The 17226-nt window shown below is 58.3% G+C and carries 10 protein-coding genes; 5 read left to right on the top strand and 5 right to left on the bottom strand.

Features of this window, described 5'->3' with window-relative positions; all coding sequences use genetic code 11:
- The coding region (locus tag V8J84_RS10205) for a Hint domain-containing protein (RefSeq protein WP_339930679.1) at nt 1-3577 on the top strand (3577 nt) is incomplete at its 5' end.
- A 284-nt stretch (nt 3578-3861) separates the two neighbouring features.
- Nucleotides 3862-5733, top strand: a complete 1872-nt coding sequence (locus V8J84_RS10200; RefSeq protein ID WP_339930677.1) for a Hint domain-containing protein — start codon at nt 3862-3864, stop codon at nt 5731-5733.
- Here V8J84_RS10200 and V8J84_RS10195 read toward each other — a convergent pair.
- Both V8J84_RS10195 and V8J84_RS10190 read right to left on the bottom strand, forming a co-directional pair.
- Nucleotides 5723-6313, bottom strand: a complete 591-nt coding sequence (locus V8J84_RS10195) for a nucleotidyltransferase family protein (protein ID WP_339930675.1) — start codon at nt 6311-6313, stop codon at nt 5723-5725. The genes V8J84_RS10200 and V8J84_RS10195 overlap by 11 nt on opposite strands.
- A complete protein-coding gene (locus V8J84_RS10190; protein ID WP_339930673.1) occupies nt 6310-8715 on the bottom strand; it encodes a GcvT family protein in 2406 nt (801 codons plus the stop codon). The genes V8J84_RS10195 and V8J84_RS10190 overlap by 4 nt, the downstream gene beginning before the upstream one ends.
- Nucleotides 8716-8820: 105 nt before the next feature.
- Here V8J84_RS10190 and V8J84_RS10185 point away from each other — a divergent pair, with 105 nt between their 5' ends.
- Nucleotides 8821-10143 (top strand): DUF2254 domain-containing protein, encoded by a 1323-nt coding sequence (locus V8J84_RS10185; RefSeq protein ID WP_339930671.1) that lies wholly within the window; start codon nt 8821-8823, stop codon nt 10141-10143.
- Between the two features lie 6 nt (nt 10144-10149).
- Here the strand turns inward: V8J84_RS10185 and V8J84_RS10180 are convergent, their stop codons facing one another.
- Together V8J84_RS10180 and hemB are read right to left on the bottom strand one after the other, a co-directional pair.
- A complete protein-coding gene (locus V8J84_RS10180) occupies nt 10150-10704 on the bottom strand; it encodes a lipid-binding SYLF domain-containing protein (RefSeq protein ID WP_339930669.1) in 555 nt (184 codons plus the stop codon).
- 128 nt (nt 10705-10832) lie between these two features.
- Nucleotides 10833-11831, bottom strand: a complete 999-nt coding sequence (hemB, locus tag V8J84_RS10175; RefSeq protein WP_339930667.1) for a porphobilinogen synthase — start codon at nt 11829-11831, stop codon at nt 10833-10835.
- A gap of 157 nt (nt 11832-11988) precedes the next feature.
- On the opposite strand from hemB, the gene V8J84_RS10170 reads away from it, so the two are divergent.
- Nucleotides 11989-12510, top strand: a complete 522-nt coding sequence (locus tag V8J84_RS10170; protein ID WP_339930665.1) for a component of SufBCD complex — start codon at nt 11989-11991, stop codon at nt 12508-12510.
- A gap of 39 nt (nt 12511-12549) precedes the next feature.
- Entirely contained in the window at nt 12550-16011 is a 3462-nt protein-coding gene (gene mfd / locus V8J84_RS10165) for a transcription-repair coupling factor (RefSeq protein WP_339930663.1), read from the top strand.
- Here the strand turns inward: mfd and V8J84_RS10160 are convergent.
- Complete coding sequence (locus tag V8J84_RS10160; RefSeq protein WP_339930662.1) at nt 16008-17216, bottom strand: multidrug effflux MFS transporter; 1209 nt, start codon at nt 17214-17216, stop codon at nt 16008-16010. The two genes, mfd and V8J84_RS10160, sit on opposite strands and share 4 nt — an antisense overlap.
- Between the last annotated feature and the right edge of the window lie 10 nt (nt 17217-17226).

Genomic DNA, 17226 nt, shown 5'->3' with positions numbered 1-17226 from the left:
GACGGTCTCCGAAGTTGACGGCGATCCGGCCAATGTGGGCCAGCCTGTGGACGGCGATAACGGCGGTAGCTTCACCATCAACCCCGATGGCACGGCCAGCTTCGATCCCGATGGCGACTTTGATGACCTTGGCGAGGGCGAGACGCAGGAGACAACCGTCACCTACACCATCGTCGACGACAACGGCCTCACAGACACCACAACCGTCACCGTCACAGTGACCGGCACAAACGACGGCCCCGTGGCGACAGACAACGCCTATGTTGCCGATGAGAGCGACCCGATCGACGATCTGGGCAATGCAATCACCGACGATACAGGCGACGGCGCAGACAGCGATCCTGAAGATGATCCACTGACCGTGTCCGAGGTAAATGGCGATCCTGCAAACGTAGGACAGCCGGTTGCCGGCTCGGGCGGTGGTCTGATCACTGTCAATCCGGACGGGTCTGTCGACTTTGATCCAAATGGTGAGTTTGAAGATCTGACCGATGGTGAGACAGCCGAGACGTCTGTTACCTACACGATCACAGATCCAAGCGGGGCAGAGGACACCGCCACCGTCACGATCACTGTAAATGGTGAGAATGATGGACCGGACGCTACCGACAATGCCTATACGGTCACGCTGACCGAAGGCGCTGGCGATATCGACGGCAATGTCATCACTGATGATACCGGCGATGGTGTGGACAGCGATCCTGAGGATGATGATCTGACTGTTTCGGCAGTTGATGGTGATCCGGCGAATGTTGGTCAGCCTGTGGCTGGCGACAATGGCGGTACGTTCACAATCAACGAAGACGGCTCTGTCGACTTTGACGCCAATGGCGACTTTGATGACCTGGGTCTGGGCGACACTGATACGACGTCTGTCACCTACACCATCGTGGATGAAAACGGCGAGGAGGACACAGCCACTGTGACCTTCACCGTCACTGGCATCAACGATGGCACAGTGCAGGGCACCTCGGGCGATGATGTGATCAACCCTGACATTCCATATGTGGATGCCGATGGTGATATCGTTGACGCCAATGATGCGATCCTGCCGGGTGATACTGGAAACGACGATCTGATCTTCGGCTTTGACGGGGATGACCTGATCGACGCTGGTGACGGCGATGATGAAGTCTTCGGCGGAAACGACGACGACAGCATCAGCGGCAACGCCGGTAACGATACGATCTCCGGTGACGCTGGCAATGACACGCTGAACGGCAATCAGGGCGACGACACCCTGTTTGGTGGTCAGGGTGACGACATCGCCAACGGCGGCTTTGGTGACGACAGCATCAACGGTGGCGCTGGCAATGATCAGCTGAACGGTCAGGATGGCGACGACACAATCCAGGGCGGCGCGGGCGATGATATCGTCAACGGCGGCGACGGCGATGACGAGCTGCGCGGCGGTGCTGGCAACGACACCATCGAAGGGTCTGAGGGCGAAGACACTCTTGTTGGCGGGTCCGGCGACGATGATCTCTGGGGCGGTCTGGATGACGACACAGTCAACGGCGGCACTGGCAACGATACGGTTGCTGGCGAAGGCGGCGACGATGATCTGCACGGCGATCTGGGCGACGATACGTTGTTCGGTGGTGCTGGCAACGATGTCATCGGCGATGTTGAAGGCAGTGATGTTGTCGAAGGCGGCGATGGTGACGATATCATCAACGTCGGCTCCAATCAGGGTGATGAAGCGCCAGATGTGGGTTACCCAACGCAGCCATCGGCCACTATTCCGGGTCTCGTGTTCCCGGGTTACGATGCTGACGAAGATCCGAACGATGATCTGGACACGGTCTTTGGCGGTGCTGGTAATGATATCATCAACACAGGTGACGACGACGATGTCATCTTTGGTGGCACCGGCAACGATACCATCAACGCAGGCTTCGACGATGACACAGTCAGCGGCGACGAAGGCGATGACTTCATCGAAGGCGGCGAAGGCAACGACAGCATCGACGGCGGCGACGGCGACGATGTGATCTACGGCGGTCTGGAAGACCCACTGGCCGATGCGGTCAGCTTCCCAGACGATGAGCCGAACCCGCTTGGCTTCCAGGATCTGGTGCCAGAGAACAACGGAGACCTGATCCGCGGTGGTGCCGGTAACGACACGATCTTTGGTCAGGACGACGATGACACCCTGTTTGGTGGCACCGGCGACGATGTTCTGGACGGTGGCGTGGACGACGATGTTCTTGACGGTGATGAGGGTAACGACACGCTCATCGGTGGACAGGGCAACGATGATATCCGCGGCGGTTCCGGCGACGATGAAGTCTTTGGTGGCGACGGTGACGATACGATCCGTGGCGAAGATGGCGACGACACCATCTTTGGCGAAGCCGGTAACGACTTTATCAACAGCGGCACTGGCAACGACACCGTGTTCGGTGGTGAGGGCGATGACAGCATCATCGGCAGCATCGGCGACGACGAACTCTTCGGCGGTGACGGCAATGACATCCTCGAAGGTCAGGGCGGCGAAGACACAATCTTTGGTGGCGAAGGCGACGATGACATCAGAGGCGCCGAGGACGACGATGTTCTAAGCGGTGACGAGGGTGACGATATCGTACGTGGCCGTGGCGGTGACGATGATGTCTCCGGTGGCGATGGCAACGATCTGGTCCGTGGCGACGAAGGCGACGATACAGTTTCCGGTGATGACGGTGATGACACTGTCTTTGGTGGCGACGGTAACGACACGCTCTTTGGTGGCGACGGCGAGGACACGCTGGTGTCCGGCGACGGTGTCGACGAAAGCTTCGGTGGCTTCGGTTCCGATACGTTCTTCGGCGGCAACGGTGGTGACAATGTGGTCGGCGGTGAAGACCCCGATGACGGCGACATCGACGTGCTGGACCTGACCGGTTCCAACGTTGACTTCATCACCTACGTGGATGGCGACCCAGAGGCGGGCACCGTGACCTTCCTGGACGGCTCGACGATGACATTCTCGGAGATCGAGAACGTGATCCCGTGCTTCACACCAGGAACCACGATTGCCACACCAAAAGGCGAGCGTCTGGTCGAGGAACTGCAGGTTGGTGACCGGATCATCACACGTGACAACGGCATCCAAGAGATTGCATGGCTGGGTCACAAAGAGATGTCTGGCAAGAAGCTGGTCCAGAACCCGCACCTCAAGCCGATCCTGATCAAAGCCGGTGCGCTGGGTCATGGTCTGCCAGAGCGCGATATGCTGGTCAGCCCGAACCACCGTGTTCTGGTCGCAAGCGAGAAGACCCAGCTCTACTTCGAAGAGAGCGAAGTCCTTGCTGCCGCCAAGCACATGGTCGGTGCTGACGGGATCCACGCACTGGATGTAATGAACACCACTTACATCCACTTTATGTTCGAGCGTCACGAGGTTGTGCTGTCGAACGGTGCATGGACCGAAAGCTTCCAGCCGGGTGACTACTCGCTCAAGGGGATCGGCAACAGCCAGCGCAACGAGATCATGGAACTCTTCCCTGAGCTTGCAACCAAGACAGGTCTCGAAGGATACCAGTCTGCGCGTAAGGCCCTGAAAAAGCACGAAGCCAAGCTTCTGCTGAAATAAAAAACATCAGATCCGGCGATTCGTCGGCGGATCAACGGGCAGGGGTCGCAATTGCGGCCCCTGTTTCCGTTTTGGAAACGATGAAGGCGATTTCGCCGGATTACGCCGAAGATGATCGTCAATTCGGTGCCGCATCGGCTGTTTTTAACCACCGCGCGACATCGGGCTTCAATTTCGGTATTTTTCCCCGTTAAGACGGATGGGCGCGTTCTTATCTCAATGATAGGCGCACAATGTGGCTGGGGGCTGCATTTTGATTTCTGATCACTGCGAGGGCTACAATTATGGCACCGATTGATGGAACACCGAATGATGACACGTTGCAGGGCACAGCCGGCAACGACACGATCAATGGTTTCAATGGCCAGGATACGATCTCTGGCGAAGGCGCCGATGACAGCATTAGCGGCGGTGGGGGTGATGATATCATCTACGGCGACGCAGGTGTTGGCACAGCACCCGGCAATGACGCGACACCGTTGAACCTAAGCTTTGGCAACCGCGTGTCGGATACGTCTGATGGCAATAACAACGCACAACCCGGCGATGTGGCGGTCTATAGCAACGTGGCCACGCTGGATGATGGCACATCCATTTCGGCGCGCTTGATCCTTGTGTCCAAGTCGGACCCTGCGTTGAACGTTGATCTGACCGGCGGCACGGGCTTTGAAATTCTACTTAATGGCCGCAACCAGTCGGGGCAGGCGGGTGAAACCGCGTCGTTCCGCATGGAGTTCTTCGATCCCGCAACGGGCGAGGCGGTCGCGCTGAACTCCACGGCCACCTTCAACGATCTGGATCAATCCAGTCCCGGCAGTCAGGAATCCGTGACGCTGGATGCTGCTAGCTTTGATGCCTTTGGCGTCTCCGGCGACAGTTCGCTGGCTGTCAGCAACGCACCCGGCTCTGTCACGGCTTCGGGCACCGAAACCAATTCCCCCAACGATCAGGATGCGTGGTTCAGCGCGGAGTTCAGCGATCGGACATTCATTGAATTCACGCTCGAGACACGTAGCGTCAACTCCGGTTTTTCGATGAACGGCGACCTGATTGATGATGGTGTTGTGACACCCATTGAACCGGGCGACGACACCATCTCAGGCGGCACGGGTCAGGACACGATCTTTGGCCAAGGCGGCGATGATACGCTGGCGGGCGACGACGGCGATGATGACCTGTTTGGCGGTGCTGGCAATGATACCCTCAGCGGCGGTCAGGGTCAGGACGAGCTTTTTGGCGGTGATGGCATCGACACGCTGACCGGCGGGTCCGGCGACGATCAACTGTTTGGCGGCGACGGCGAGGATGTGATCTCGGCGGGCGGCGACAACGATACTGTCTTTGGCGGTCTGAACTCTGATCTGATCACCGTGACCGAAGCTGGTAATCACAAGATCGAGGGTGGCGAAGACCCCGACGACAGCGACATTGACGTGCTCGACCTGCGCGGCAGTGGTCCGCTGCGGGTGATCTACGAACCCGGCGATCCAGAGGCCGGAACTGTTGAATTTCTGGATGAAAACGGCAATATCACGCGGCGCACGATGTTCTCGGAGATCGAGAATGTCATCGTCTGCTTCACCCCCGGCACGTCCATAGCAACGCCCAAGGGCGAGGTCGCGGTTGAAACGCTGAACGTGGGCGACAAGGTGTTCACGCGCGACAACGGGATTCAGGAAATCCGCTGGATCGGTGGTCGCACCTTGTCAGCCGAAGATTTGCAAAAGACACCCGCCTGGCAGCCTGTGCTGGTGCGCGCAGGTTCGCTTGGTCCAAACCTGCCCGAAACCGACCTTCTGCTGTCACCAAACCATCGCCTGTTGATGAGCGGTGAACGCACCATGCTGAACTTTGGCGAAAACGAAGTTCTGGCGGCGGCCAAGCACCTGACAGACAAGGACGGGATCGATCGGGTGGGAATTGCAGGTCTGACCTATGTCCATCTGATGTTCGACAGTCACGAGGTGATCCTGTCAAACGGCGCATGGACAGAAAGCTTCCAGCCCGGTGATTATACGCTGAAGGGCGTTGGTCAGGCGCAGCGGGATGAAATCCTGTCGCTCTTCCCCGATCTGGCGGATCAGGGCGCATTGGAAGCCTACGGATCAGCCCGCAAGACGCTCAAGCGGCACGAGGCCAAAATCCTCACCCATTAGCGGCACGCCATGCGGCCCAGTCTTCTGGTGTATCCAGATCAAGCCGCGCGTGATTTCCTGACAGCGGGACAAGAGCCATCTGCGCCTCGTTCGCCTGCACAATCGCGGCCGCCCCATCATCGCCTTGCAGTTTGGCAAATGCGGGGCGCAGTGCCGCACTAAAGATAATCGGATGACCCGCTTTGCCGTCATCCGTCGCGCCGCGCCAGATGCGTTTGTCCGGCTGCGTTTCAAAGGCGGCAATCATGGCCTGCATGTCCTCGGCATCCAAATCGGGCAAATCGGCAAGCATCACCATGAATGCAGCACAGGGCGGCAACAGTTCGACCGCGTTGCGCAATGTGGCGCCCATGCCGTCTGCCGCATCGGGCGCGATCAAGGGCACTGCATCGCTTTGGGCAACAACCTCGTGACGCGCTCCAGCCTTCGGGGGCAGGGCCACGAAAACCAATCCGCCTGTTGTCGCCGCCAGTTTGATCTGACGCGCTAAAAGCGGCTCTCCACCGACATTTTCCAGCAGCTTATCCGCACCGCGCATCCGCGATGACGTGCCAGCGGCCAGAATAAGCGTAGGGATCATCCGCGCATGCGCGCACCGTCAGCGTCGAACGGCGGCTTGGTCAAAAGGGTCGCTTTGCGGCGTTTACCCATGATCTCGATTTCGGCGGCAATATCTGGCTGGGCCATGTCACGCGGGACCAAAGCAAGCGCAATCGACATGCCGCTGTGATGTGCGTACCCACCGGACGTGCAAAATCCGACCACGTCGTCGCCCACAAACACCGGCTCGTAACCCACCGCATCCGCATCCTCGGCATCGACCTGAAACGCAACCAGCGTGCGGGCAGGCGGGTTGGCCCTCTCATCCTCTGCAACGGCGCGGCCGATGAAATCCGTGTTCTTCTTCCACGCGATAAACCGGTCCATGCCCGTTTCAGCTGCGGTGTAGTCGGGTGAAAACTCTGACAGCCACGATCCGAACAATTTATCAAGGCGCAGCGACATCATTGCGCGCATCCCGAACGGTGTGATTTGCATCGGCTGACCGGCGGCCCATAGGGTCTGCCATAGCTGGCGTTGATCCATCGGATCACAATAGATCTCGAACCCCAGATCGCCAGTATAGCTGACCCGCTGCACGATGCAGGCCACTTGGCCCACGGTTGTGCGCCGCACGTCAAGAAACGCCAGATCGGCTGCATCGCGGGTGCAGGCGTTCAGCAGGTCACGGGCTTTCGGTCCGGCAATCTGGAAACCCGTCAGCTTGTCAGAGATATTCTCAACCTGAACATCGCCGTCCAAATGCTTGAGGAACCAGCGCAAATGGATGGCCTGATAGCCGTAGCTAGCCGTCAGATGAAACAGGTCATCGTCAAGGCATGAAACCGTGAAGTCCCCCAGCAATCGCCCCTTTGGTGACAGCATCGGCGTCAGCGACAAGCGCCCGACCTTGGGGATGCGACCAGCCATGATCCGGTCAAGCCATGCGCGGGCGTCTTTGCCGGTGATGCGGAATTTGCCAAAGTTCTGGACCTCGTTGATGCCAACGCCACTGCGCACAGCGGCCACTTCGCGGGCGGTGGCGTCAAAGGCATCGGACCTACGGAACGACGGGGTTTCAAACGTGGGTTCGTCGCTGCTGGCAAAGTAGTTGGCCACTTCCAGCCCGAACTGCTGCCCCCAAACCGCGCCAAGCCCGGTGAAGATGTCATACATCGGCGTGGTGCGGTGGGGGCGCGCGGCGGGCAATTCCTCGTTCGGGTAGCTGACGGAAAACCGGCGCTGATAATTCTCGATCACCTTGGGCCGCGTGTAGCCCGGCGTGATCCAATTACCAAAGCGAGCCACGTCCATCGCGGTTACATCACGCTCCGGCTCGCCTTCGATCATCCATTGCGCCAGCATCAGGCCCACGCCGCCACCTTGGCTAAAGCCTGCCATAACGCCGCAAGCGGACCAATAGTTGCGCAAGCCCGGCACAGGGCCGACCAGCGGATTGCCATCAGGGGCAAAGGTGAATGGCCCGTGGATCACCGATTTCACGCCAGAGCGTTCAAGGATCGGGAAGCGCTTGTAGGCAAATTCGATACTGTCTTCGATCTTGTCGAGGTTGTCGGGCAATAACTCATGTCCAAAGTCCCACGGCGTGCCATCGACGGCCCATGGCTTGCAGGGTTGTTCGTAAAAACCGATGCACAAACCGCGCCCTTCTTGCCTCAGATAGCTCTCTCCCGCTGGGTCCATGACGTGGGGGTGTTCCGCGTCACGCTCGTAAATCTCGGGCACATCGTCGGTAACGATATACTGGTGCTCCATCGGGTGAAGCGGGGCATAGACGCCTGCCATAGCGGCCACTTCGCGCGCCCAAAGACCGCCTGCGTTGACGATGTGTTCGGCGTGGATCGTGCCCTTGTTCGTGACCACGTCCCATGTGCCATCAGGGCGCTGGTTGGTTTCTTTGACCTTGCAGTGCAATTCAATTTCGGCGCCACCCATGCGGGCTGCTTTCGCATAGGCATGTGTCGTGCCGCTGGGATCAAGGTGGCCATCAAGTGGGTCGTAAAGCGCACCCACGATCCCATCGAGATTGGTGATCGGCGCGATCTTGGCGATCTCTTCGGGGCCAACGATTTCGGTTTCCAGACCCATGTAGCGGTGCTTGGCCCGTTCCGCGACAAGCATGTCAAAGCGGTCCTGATTGTCGGCAAGTGTCACACCGCCCACGTGGTGCAACCCGCAAGACATGCCGGTAATCTCCTCAAGCTCTTTATAAAGCTTGATCGTATAGCCTTGCAGCGCGGCCATATTGGTGTCGCCGTTCAGCGTATGAAATCCACCAGCCGCATGCCACGTGGAACCCGATGTCAATTCAGAGCGTTCTAGAAGAACGACGTCTGACCACCCCAGTTTCGTCAAATGATACAGGACCGAACAGCCGACGACCCCACCACCAATAACCACTACGCGCGCCGTTGTTTTCATGTCATAACTCCGAGACCTTCGGATTAAACCTAACCAGCCCGACAGGCCGACGAAAAGCGAATTGCGACCTCTTTTGTCGCCAACAGTTAATACAAGGCGACCTGCATGAAGAAATTCTTGGCGCGCATTCTGGGTTTTCCCGCCATTGCACTGCGCAAATGGCAGGTCATTACCGAAAAACTGGTGATGCGCGTGCTGTTTATGGGGCTGCTTGCGCTGATCTCGCTGGCGCTGACGAACCTTTTTGATCGCTGGTTGCCCGAGGCTTTGGCCACCTATGTCAGTGGTGATGCGGTTGATACGCTGCTCAGCATTATCGCAAACGCTATGCTTGCGGTTACCACGTTTTCGCTGACGGTGATGGTCACTGTGTACCGGTCATCCTCCAACCAGTTCACGCCGCGTGTTCACCGCCTGATCATGCGCGATAAGACAACGCAGAATACGCTTGCGGCCTTTATCGGTGCTTATGTGTTCGCGCTGACCGCCGTGATTATGCGCGAGCTGAACATCTTTACCGATGATCGCGCAGCACTTTTGTTCATGATGACGGTCTTTGTGTTGATCTACGTGGTCATTTCGATGGTCCGCTGGGTGCTGCATTTACAAGAGTTCGGCAGCCTGATGAAAACCAGCCGCCAGCTTGAGGAAATGACCCAGCAGCATTTCGACAGCCGTTTGGCCAACGCCTGTTTGGGGGCTAATCCATGGGATGGCGAAATACCGGATGATGCCACCGCGATTTGCGCCAACGAGACCGGCTATGTTCAGCAGATTTATCAGGACAGCCTGAATTCCAACGCTGGAGACAGTAACCTTGAAATCTACATGACTGCCGATATCGGGTCATTCGTGTTGCGCGGTGATCCGGTGGCGCATGTCGTGTGCAAGGATTGCGATCTGGATGACGAGTTAGAGGAAATGATCCGCGACCATGTCTCGATCGGCGATATGCGCATCTATGATCAAGACCCGCGCTTTGGTCTGATTGCTTTGGGCGAAATTGCATCCAAAGCGCTGTCACCGGGTGTGAACGATCCGGGCACGGCCATTGATATTCTCACACGGCAGGTCCGCATTCTGGTCAACTATATCGACACGTCGAACTCTGGCGAGGATGAGGAAAACAAGATCACGCACGAAAACCTGCACGTCCGTCCATTGGCCGCGGAAGATTTGATCATGGACGCCTTGGGCGCTTGGTCCCGTGACGGTGCGGCAATCATCGAGGTGCAGATCAGAATGCAGAAATCGCTCGACCAGTTGATCCGAAACGCGACATCCGAGATGGCAGACGCTGCAAAATCGTTTGCCCAGACCAGTTATGACCGTGCCTTTGAGGCGATGACATTTGCCCCCGATATCGCACGCCTGAACGATGCCGCCAGCGACAAGATCAAGACGCGCGAACCGGAAAAGACCACGTAGTCGCGATCAGGGAATGATGCGGGTGTATTTCGTGCCTTCCAGCGTCGCGCCAACGCGCAAACCTGTCTGAGCAAAGATCACGGCGATCACAGGCGATAGGGATGTGAGGGTTTCGGCCCGCAGCACCTGACCTTGCTCGGCCACCGCATATTCCAGATCAGCACCAGCCGACCAACCCGGCGACTGACGGAATTCCAGCAGGGCTTCTTGCGTCATGAAAAACAGGACGTGGCTGAACTGCTGTGCGCCGATCTGCAAACCGGCAGAGCCTGACGCGGCCGAATAGTAATCCACGGTCGATGGCCCGACGCGCAGCGCGCCTGTGCCATATGATCCGCCAAGACCCAGGCCAACTTCGGTAATCAGCGGCATCACCAGCAATCCAGCGGCGCGGCCTGCCAGATCCTGTGTGCCGGGAAAATCGCGATACATGAAATTCAGCGCGCTATCGACACGCGCGTCTATGGTCGCGGCACCGTTGCCACCAATTCCGTTGCTACATGCCGCCAGCGGCAATGCCGCCGCGCCCAGCGCAAAGCTGCGTCGTGTGAAATCTGTCATGGGTCTGCCCTATACTGCCATTGCGTGAAGCTGTTTTGCGCTTATTTGGCCGAAACAATAAGCGCAAACATGCCATCTGTCACGCACTACGTCAGCGGTCGGCAGCTTGATGCCCGCTTGTGTTCGGACTAGCCCTGCATCAGGCGCGCAGCGGCAGGGGCGAAGTAGGTCAGCACACCATCACAACCGGCCCGTTTGAACGACATCAGGCTTTCCATCATCACCTTGTCATGGTCCAGCCAGCCGTTCTGTGCAGCCGCTTGAATCATCGCGTATTCGCCGCTGACCTGATAGGCGAAAGTGGGCACGCCAAAGCTGTCTTTTACACGGCGGCAGATATCCAGATAGGGCATGCCGGGTTTGACCATCACCATATCCGCGCCTTCCATCAGGTCGCGTTCGACCAATCGGAGCGCTTCGTCTGAGTTGCCGGGGTTCATCTGATAGGTGTTCTTGTCTCCCTTCAGCGCGGCGGACGCGCCAACCGCATCGCGGAAGGGGCCGTAGAAGGCGCTGGCATATTTCGCGGTATAGCTCAGGATCGTGACGTTCTGGTGGCCCTCGGATTCCAGAGCGGTGCGCAATGCCCCGATCCGCCCGTCCATCATGTCAGACGGGCCAAGAATATCAGCGCCAGCCTCTGCCTGCGCCAACCCCATTTTGACGAGCGCCTCAACCGTGCGGTCATTCACGATCTCGCCGTCCTCGACAAATCCGTCGTGGCCATTGATGTTATATGGATCAAGCGCGATGTCGGTCATCACCGCAATATCGGGCGCCACATCCTTGATTGCGCGAATGGCGCGGTTGGTCAGGTTGTCGGGGTTCCACGCCTCTGCACAGTCCTCGGTCCTTGCCTCCATCCCCGTATATGGAAAGATGCAAATCGCGGGGATACCCAGTGATTGCGCCTCAACCGCTGCCTGCGCGATGCGATCGACCGTGCGCCGCACCACGCCGGGCATGGATGCCACAGGTGTTTCATCGTCCTCGCCCGCCATCACAAACACAGGCCAGATCAGATCATCCGGCGTTACCGTGTTTTCACGCATCATGGCGCGCAAAGCAGGGCTTTGGCGCATGCGCCGCAAACGGGTCGCGGGGAAGGGGGCAACGGTGGGTTTCATGCGCTGTATTTCATCGGGTTAGGGCCTTTCTGGTCACACCTGCAAACTCGCACGGAAAATTGGGCTTCACAAGTCTGGGCATCGGCAAGACACGGCGCTAGGTTCCGCCGCAACGGCGCTGCTGCCACTACATGCACATTCCGAACAGGACCGACCTTTGAACTGGACCCAAGCCTTATTTGAAGTCATCGACATGCGGTCGTTTTCGAACCTGTGGTACTGGATCGGACTTGCGATCCTGTGGTCGTCGATCAGCCACTGGGTGCTGGGCGTACCATTCGATCTAATCCAGCGGGCGCGCAAATACGGCGGGCAGGCCGAACAGGATCTGGCCGATATGGTGCGGATTAATGTCAACCGGTTGCTTCACATCGCGCAGGTGTCGGGTCTTGTCCTTTTGGGTGTCGTTTTCTTCGTCCTGACATCACTGGCAATCCTTGCCTTCTGGTATGACGTGGAATTTGCGCAGGCATCGTTTCTGATCCTATTCCCCCTGACCATCGTGGGCGCGGTCTGCCTCTCGACCAGCCGCCTGATTGATGCGCGCCAGCTTGAAGGCGAAGGTCTGCGCAAGGCGCTGATGCGTCACCGGCTCTGGACACAGATCATCGGGATGATCGCTATTTTCGTCACCGCGATGTGGGGCATGATCCATAACTTGGCCACGCCAGGGTTCTAACGGTTGCCCTTGTGCCCTTGCGGCGCTAGCTGACAGCCCATGAGCAATACCAAGTATATTACCGTCGCAGGCGCGCCCGAAGGGTATGACGCCCAGTTGATCCTGTCGGAGATCGCAAAGTCGGACGGACCGGTCATGCATGTGGCCCGCGATGACAAACGCGTCGCGGCGATGCAGGCGGCGCTTGCGTTTTTTGCGCCTGATATGCCGGTCTTTACCTTCCCCGCGTGGGACTGTCTGCCATATGACCGCGTATCGCCGAACGCCGATGTTTCAGCGGCGCGTATGGCCACGCTTGCAGCGTTGGCCCACGGTATGCCGTCCCGGTTTGTGCTGTTGACGTCACTTGGCGCGGCGACACAGCGGGTGCCGCCACGGTCCTTGCTGAAAGAGGCGGCGTTTTCGGCCCGCGTCGGTGACCGTATCGACGAAGAAGGCCTGCGCAAGTTTTTGGTCCGCATGGGATTCACGCAAAGCCCCACGGTGATGGAACCAGGTGACTACGCCGTGCGCGGTGGGATCATCGACATCTTCCCGCCGGGACAAAGCGGCCCGATCCGGCTTGATTTGTTCGGCGATGTTTTGGATGGCGCGCGGCGCTTTGATGCGGGAAGCCAGCGTACCACGGAAAAGCTGACTGAGATTGAACTGGCCCCTGTGTCAGAAGTGATCTTGGACGACGCCGCGATCACGCGGTTTCGCCAGAACTACCGGATCGAATTCGGGGCAGCTGGCACAGACGATCCGCTTTATGAGGCCGTCAGCGCGGGGCGCAAGCACGCTGGCATCGAACACTGGCTCGGGTTCTTTCAGGATGACCTAGAAACGCTGTTTGACTATGTCCCCAAAGCCACGATTACGCTTGACGACCAGATGACGCCCGCGCGACTTGCCCGTTGGGACAGCATCGCGGATCAATACGGCACGCGGATGCATGCACTGTCGCAAAAAGGGCGCGTGGATAGCGTTTACAAACCTGCGCCACCGCAGCTGCTTTATCTCGATGATGCCGCTTGGGAAGCGCAGATCGCTGACCGACGCATCCTGCAATTTGCCACGCTACAACAGGCCACGGGACCGGGCGTGATTGACGCCGGCGGGCGCATCGGGCGAAATTTCTCGCCTGAACGCCAACAGGAAAACATCAGCCTGTTCAGCGCACTGGCCGACCATGTGAAGGCAAAGCTGTCAGATGGCCCTGTGGTCATTGCGTCTTATTCTGAAGGTGCGCGCGAACGTTTGACCGGCCTGATCGAGGATGAGGATATCACCGAAGTGATCCCGGTCAGCGATTGGTCGCGGGTCGCCAAGACGGGCGTGCATCTGGCTGTTTGGCCGCTGGATCACGGGTTTGAGGCGCCGGGCGTCACTGTCATTTCCGAGCAGGACGTGCTGGGCGACCGCCTGATCCGCCAGACGAAACGCAAACGTCGTGCCGACAACTTCCTGACTGAAACCAACAGCCTGTCGCCCCGCGATCTGGTGGTGCACGTGGATCACGGCGTGGGCCGCTACATGGGAATGGAGGTTGTGACGGCGCTGGGGGCCGCGCACGAATGTTTGCTGCTGGAATATGCCGAAGGGTCAAAGCTGTACCTGCCGGTTGAGAACATCGAACTGCTGTCGAAATACGGCCATGACGAAGGCCTGTTGGACAAGCTGGGTGGTGGGGCATGGCAGGCCAAGAAGGCACGCCTCAAGGAACGCATCCGTCAGATTGCAGAGCGCCTGATCCGCGTCGCGGCCGAACGTGAGCTGCGCACGGCGCCCGCAATGGACCCGCCGGAAGGGCTTTGGGATCAGTTCCTTGCCCGCTTCCCCTACGCAGAGACCGACGACCAACTGAGTGCCATCGCTGATGTGCTCGATGATCTGGCGGCAGGCAAACCGATGGATCGGCTTATTTGCGGTGATGTGGGCTTTGGTAAAACAGAAGTGGCTATCCGTGCTGCTTTTGTCGCCGCGCTGTCAGGTCAGCAAGTGGCGATCATTGCGCCGACCACACTTTTGGCGCGCCAGCACTTTCAAAGCTTTGCCGAACGCTTCCGCGGCTTTCCTGTCAATGTGCGGCCATTGTCCCGCTTTGTCAGCACCAAAGATGCCGCCATGACGCGCGATATGATCACGAAGGGCACGGTGGATATTGTGGTTGGCACCCACGCATTGCTGGCCAAATCTGTGAAGTTCAAAAACCTTGGACTGCTGGTGATAGATGAGGAACAAAAGTTCGGTGTGCAGCACAAAGAGCGGCTGAAGCAGCTGCGGACAGATGTGCATGTGCTGACATTAACAGCGACGCCCATCCCACGGACATTGCAGCTTTCTTTGTCAGGCGTCCGCGATCTTTCTATCATCGGTACGCCGCCCATCGACCGCCTTGCGATCCGCACCTACGTCAGCGAATTTGATACGATCACAATCCGCGAGGCGCTTTTGCGCGAACACTATCGCGGGGGGCAGTCGTTCCTTGTGGTGCCGCGCATTTCAGACATGGCCGAGATGGAGGATTTCCTCAAACGCGAGGTGCCAGAGGTCAGCTATATCAGCGCCACCGGCCAGATGGCCGCGGGCGAACTGGATGACCGGATGAACGCCTTTTATGACGGCAAATACGATGTTTTGCTGGCCACCACGATTGTGGAATCCGGTCTGGATATCCCCACGGCGAATACAATGATCGTCTGGCGGGCGGATATGTTTGGCCTTTCGCAGCTTTACCAGATCAGGGGTCGCGTCGGGCGTTCGAAGACTCGCGCCTATGCCTATCTGACGACGAAACCGCGCCAGAAATTGACCGACACAGCCCAAAAGCGCCTGCGGGTGCTGGGATCGCTTGATAGCCTGGGGGCCGGATTTACGCTTGCGTCCCAAGACCTTGATATCCGTGGCGCTGGCAACCTTCTGGGCGAAGAACAATCGGGCCAGATGCGCGAAGTGGGTTACGAGCTTTATCAGCAGATGCTGGAAGACCAGATCAACGCGATCAAAGCGGGCACTGCCGAAGGGCTGAGCGACAATGATGAATGGTCGCCGCAAATCAACCTCGGTGTGCCTGTCCTGATCCCTGACGACTATGTCCCCGATCTTGACGTGCGACTGGGGCTTTATCGTCGCCTGTCGGAATTGACGACCAAGGTGGAGCTTGAAGGCTTTGCTGCCGAGTTGATTGACCGCTTTGGAAAACTGCCGCGCGAGGTCAACACTTTGATGCTGGTGGTGCGGATCAAGGCGATGTGCAAACGCGCTGGAATTGCCAAGCTGGACGCAGGCCCCAAGGGCGCCACCATTCAGTTCCACAACAACAAATTCGCTTCACCCGAAGGCTTGGTCAATTTCATCCATGCCCGCAAAGGCAACGCGAAGGTCAAAGATAACAAGATCGTTGTGCAGGCCGACTGGACGAAAGAGCGCGACAAGATCCAAGGCGCGTTTAACGTCGCCAAGGATCTCGCGCAAATTCTGGCAGACGCAAAGAAAGCCAAGGCAAACGTAAAGGCCTAAACCTCACCCGGTCTGCGGATTTTGGTCACTAGCCAGAGCGCGATGCATACGACAACCAGTTCTCCGATGGCCATAGGCAGGGGGGTGCCGTCGAAGGCCAGCGCGATGGGGGCTGCGATGATGACAGCGCCGACTGTGGCAACCGCGGACATGATTGATGCGGCAAGGCCCGCGATATGGCCCATTTCCTCCATCGCGAGGGCTGACAGGTTGCCGATTGTCAGGCCCGCTTGGTAGAAATTGCCCTGTACCCACAAGACAAACGTGCCGAACGCCATCCAGTAGGGCGCGTCGCTGAGTGTCACCGCGACCATCAAGGACGTCAGCGCAATCTGGACGATGAACATGCCCTTAATAATTGCACGCATCCCCAACCGCCCCACGATCCGTGCGTTCAGAAAGCTGCCTGTGGCCGCGACAACAGCAATGCCACCAAACCACAGGTGGAAGTACTCGCCTTGACCAAATGTGATGTCGAATACCTGCTGCGTGGCCGACAACACCATGAAAAGCATCGAAAAGGTCAGTGTCTGGATCACGATGGATAGGGCGGCGGTTCGGTGGCTGAGCATTTCTTTGGTGGCCGACAAAAGCGCACTCAGGCTTAACGGTCGCCGGTTTTCAGGCGTCAGCGTTTCAGGTTGGCGCACCAGAAGCCACATCAGCGACAGGCCCGAAAAGATGACAAACGCCACAAAAATTGCACGCCAGCCAAAGCCAAGCATGATGTAATGGCCCATTGTCGGTGCAAGCGCCGGTACGATGGAAAAGACGATCATGATAAACGACATGATCCGCGCCATATCGCGCCCGGCGTAAAGATCGCGCGTCATCGCAAGTGCCACAACACGCGGACCTGCAGCGCCCAATCCCTGAACGACGCGTGCCGCCAGCATCAGCTCAAGCGTGGGGGCCGCCCAAGCCGCGAAGCAGGCAAAAACGTAAACTACCGCACCACCGATCATCACCGGCTTGCGCCCGAAGGCATCCGACAAAGGGCCAGTGAAAAACGTGCCGACCCCCATGCCCAACACAAAGCTGGTGATGATCAGCTGCGCCTGATTAAGGTTCAGCGGTGACAAATCTTCACCGATCTCGGGCAGGGCGGGCAACATTGCGTCGATAGAGAACGCAACCGTCGCCGCCAACATGCCCATCAAGGCAATAAATTCCGGCTGCGAAAGCCGCTTGGTTGGGCCAGTCATGACACGGGCT

Source organism: Yoonia sp. 208BN28-4 (assembly GCF_037543925.1).
Taxonomy (GTDB): domain Bacteria; phylum Pseudomonadota; class Alphaproteobacteria; order Rhodobacterales; family Rhodobacteraceae; genus Yoonia.
This window is presented reverse-complemented; position numbering and strand designations above follow the sequence as displayed.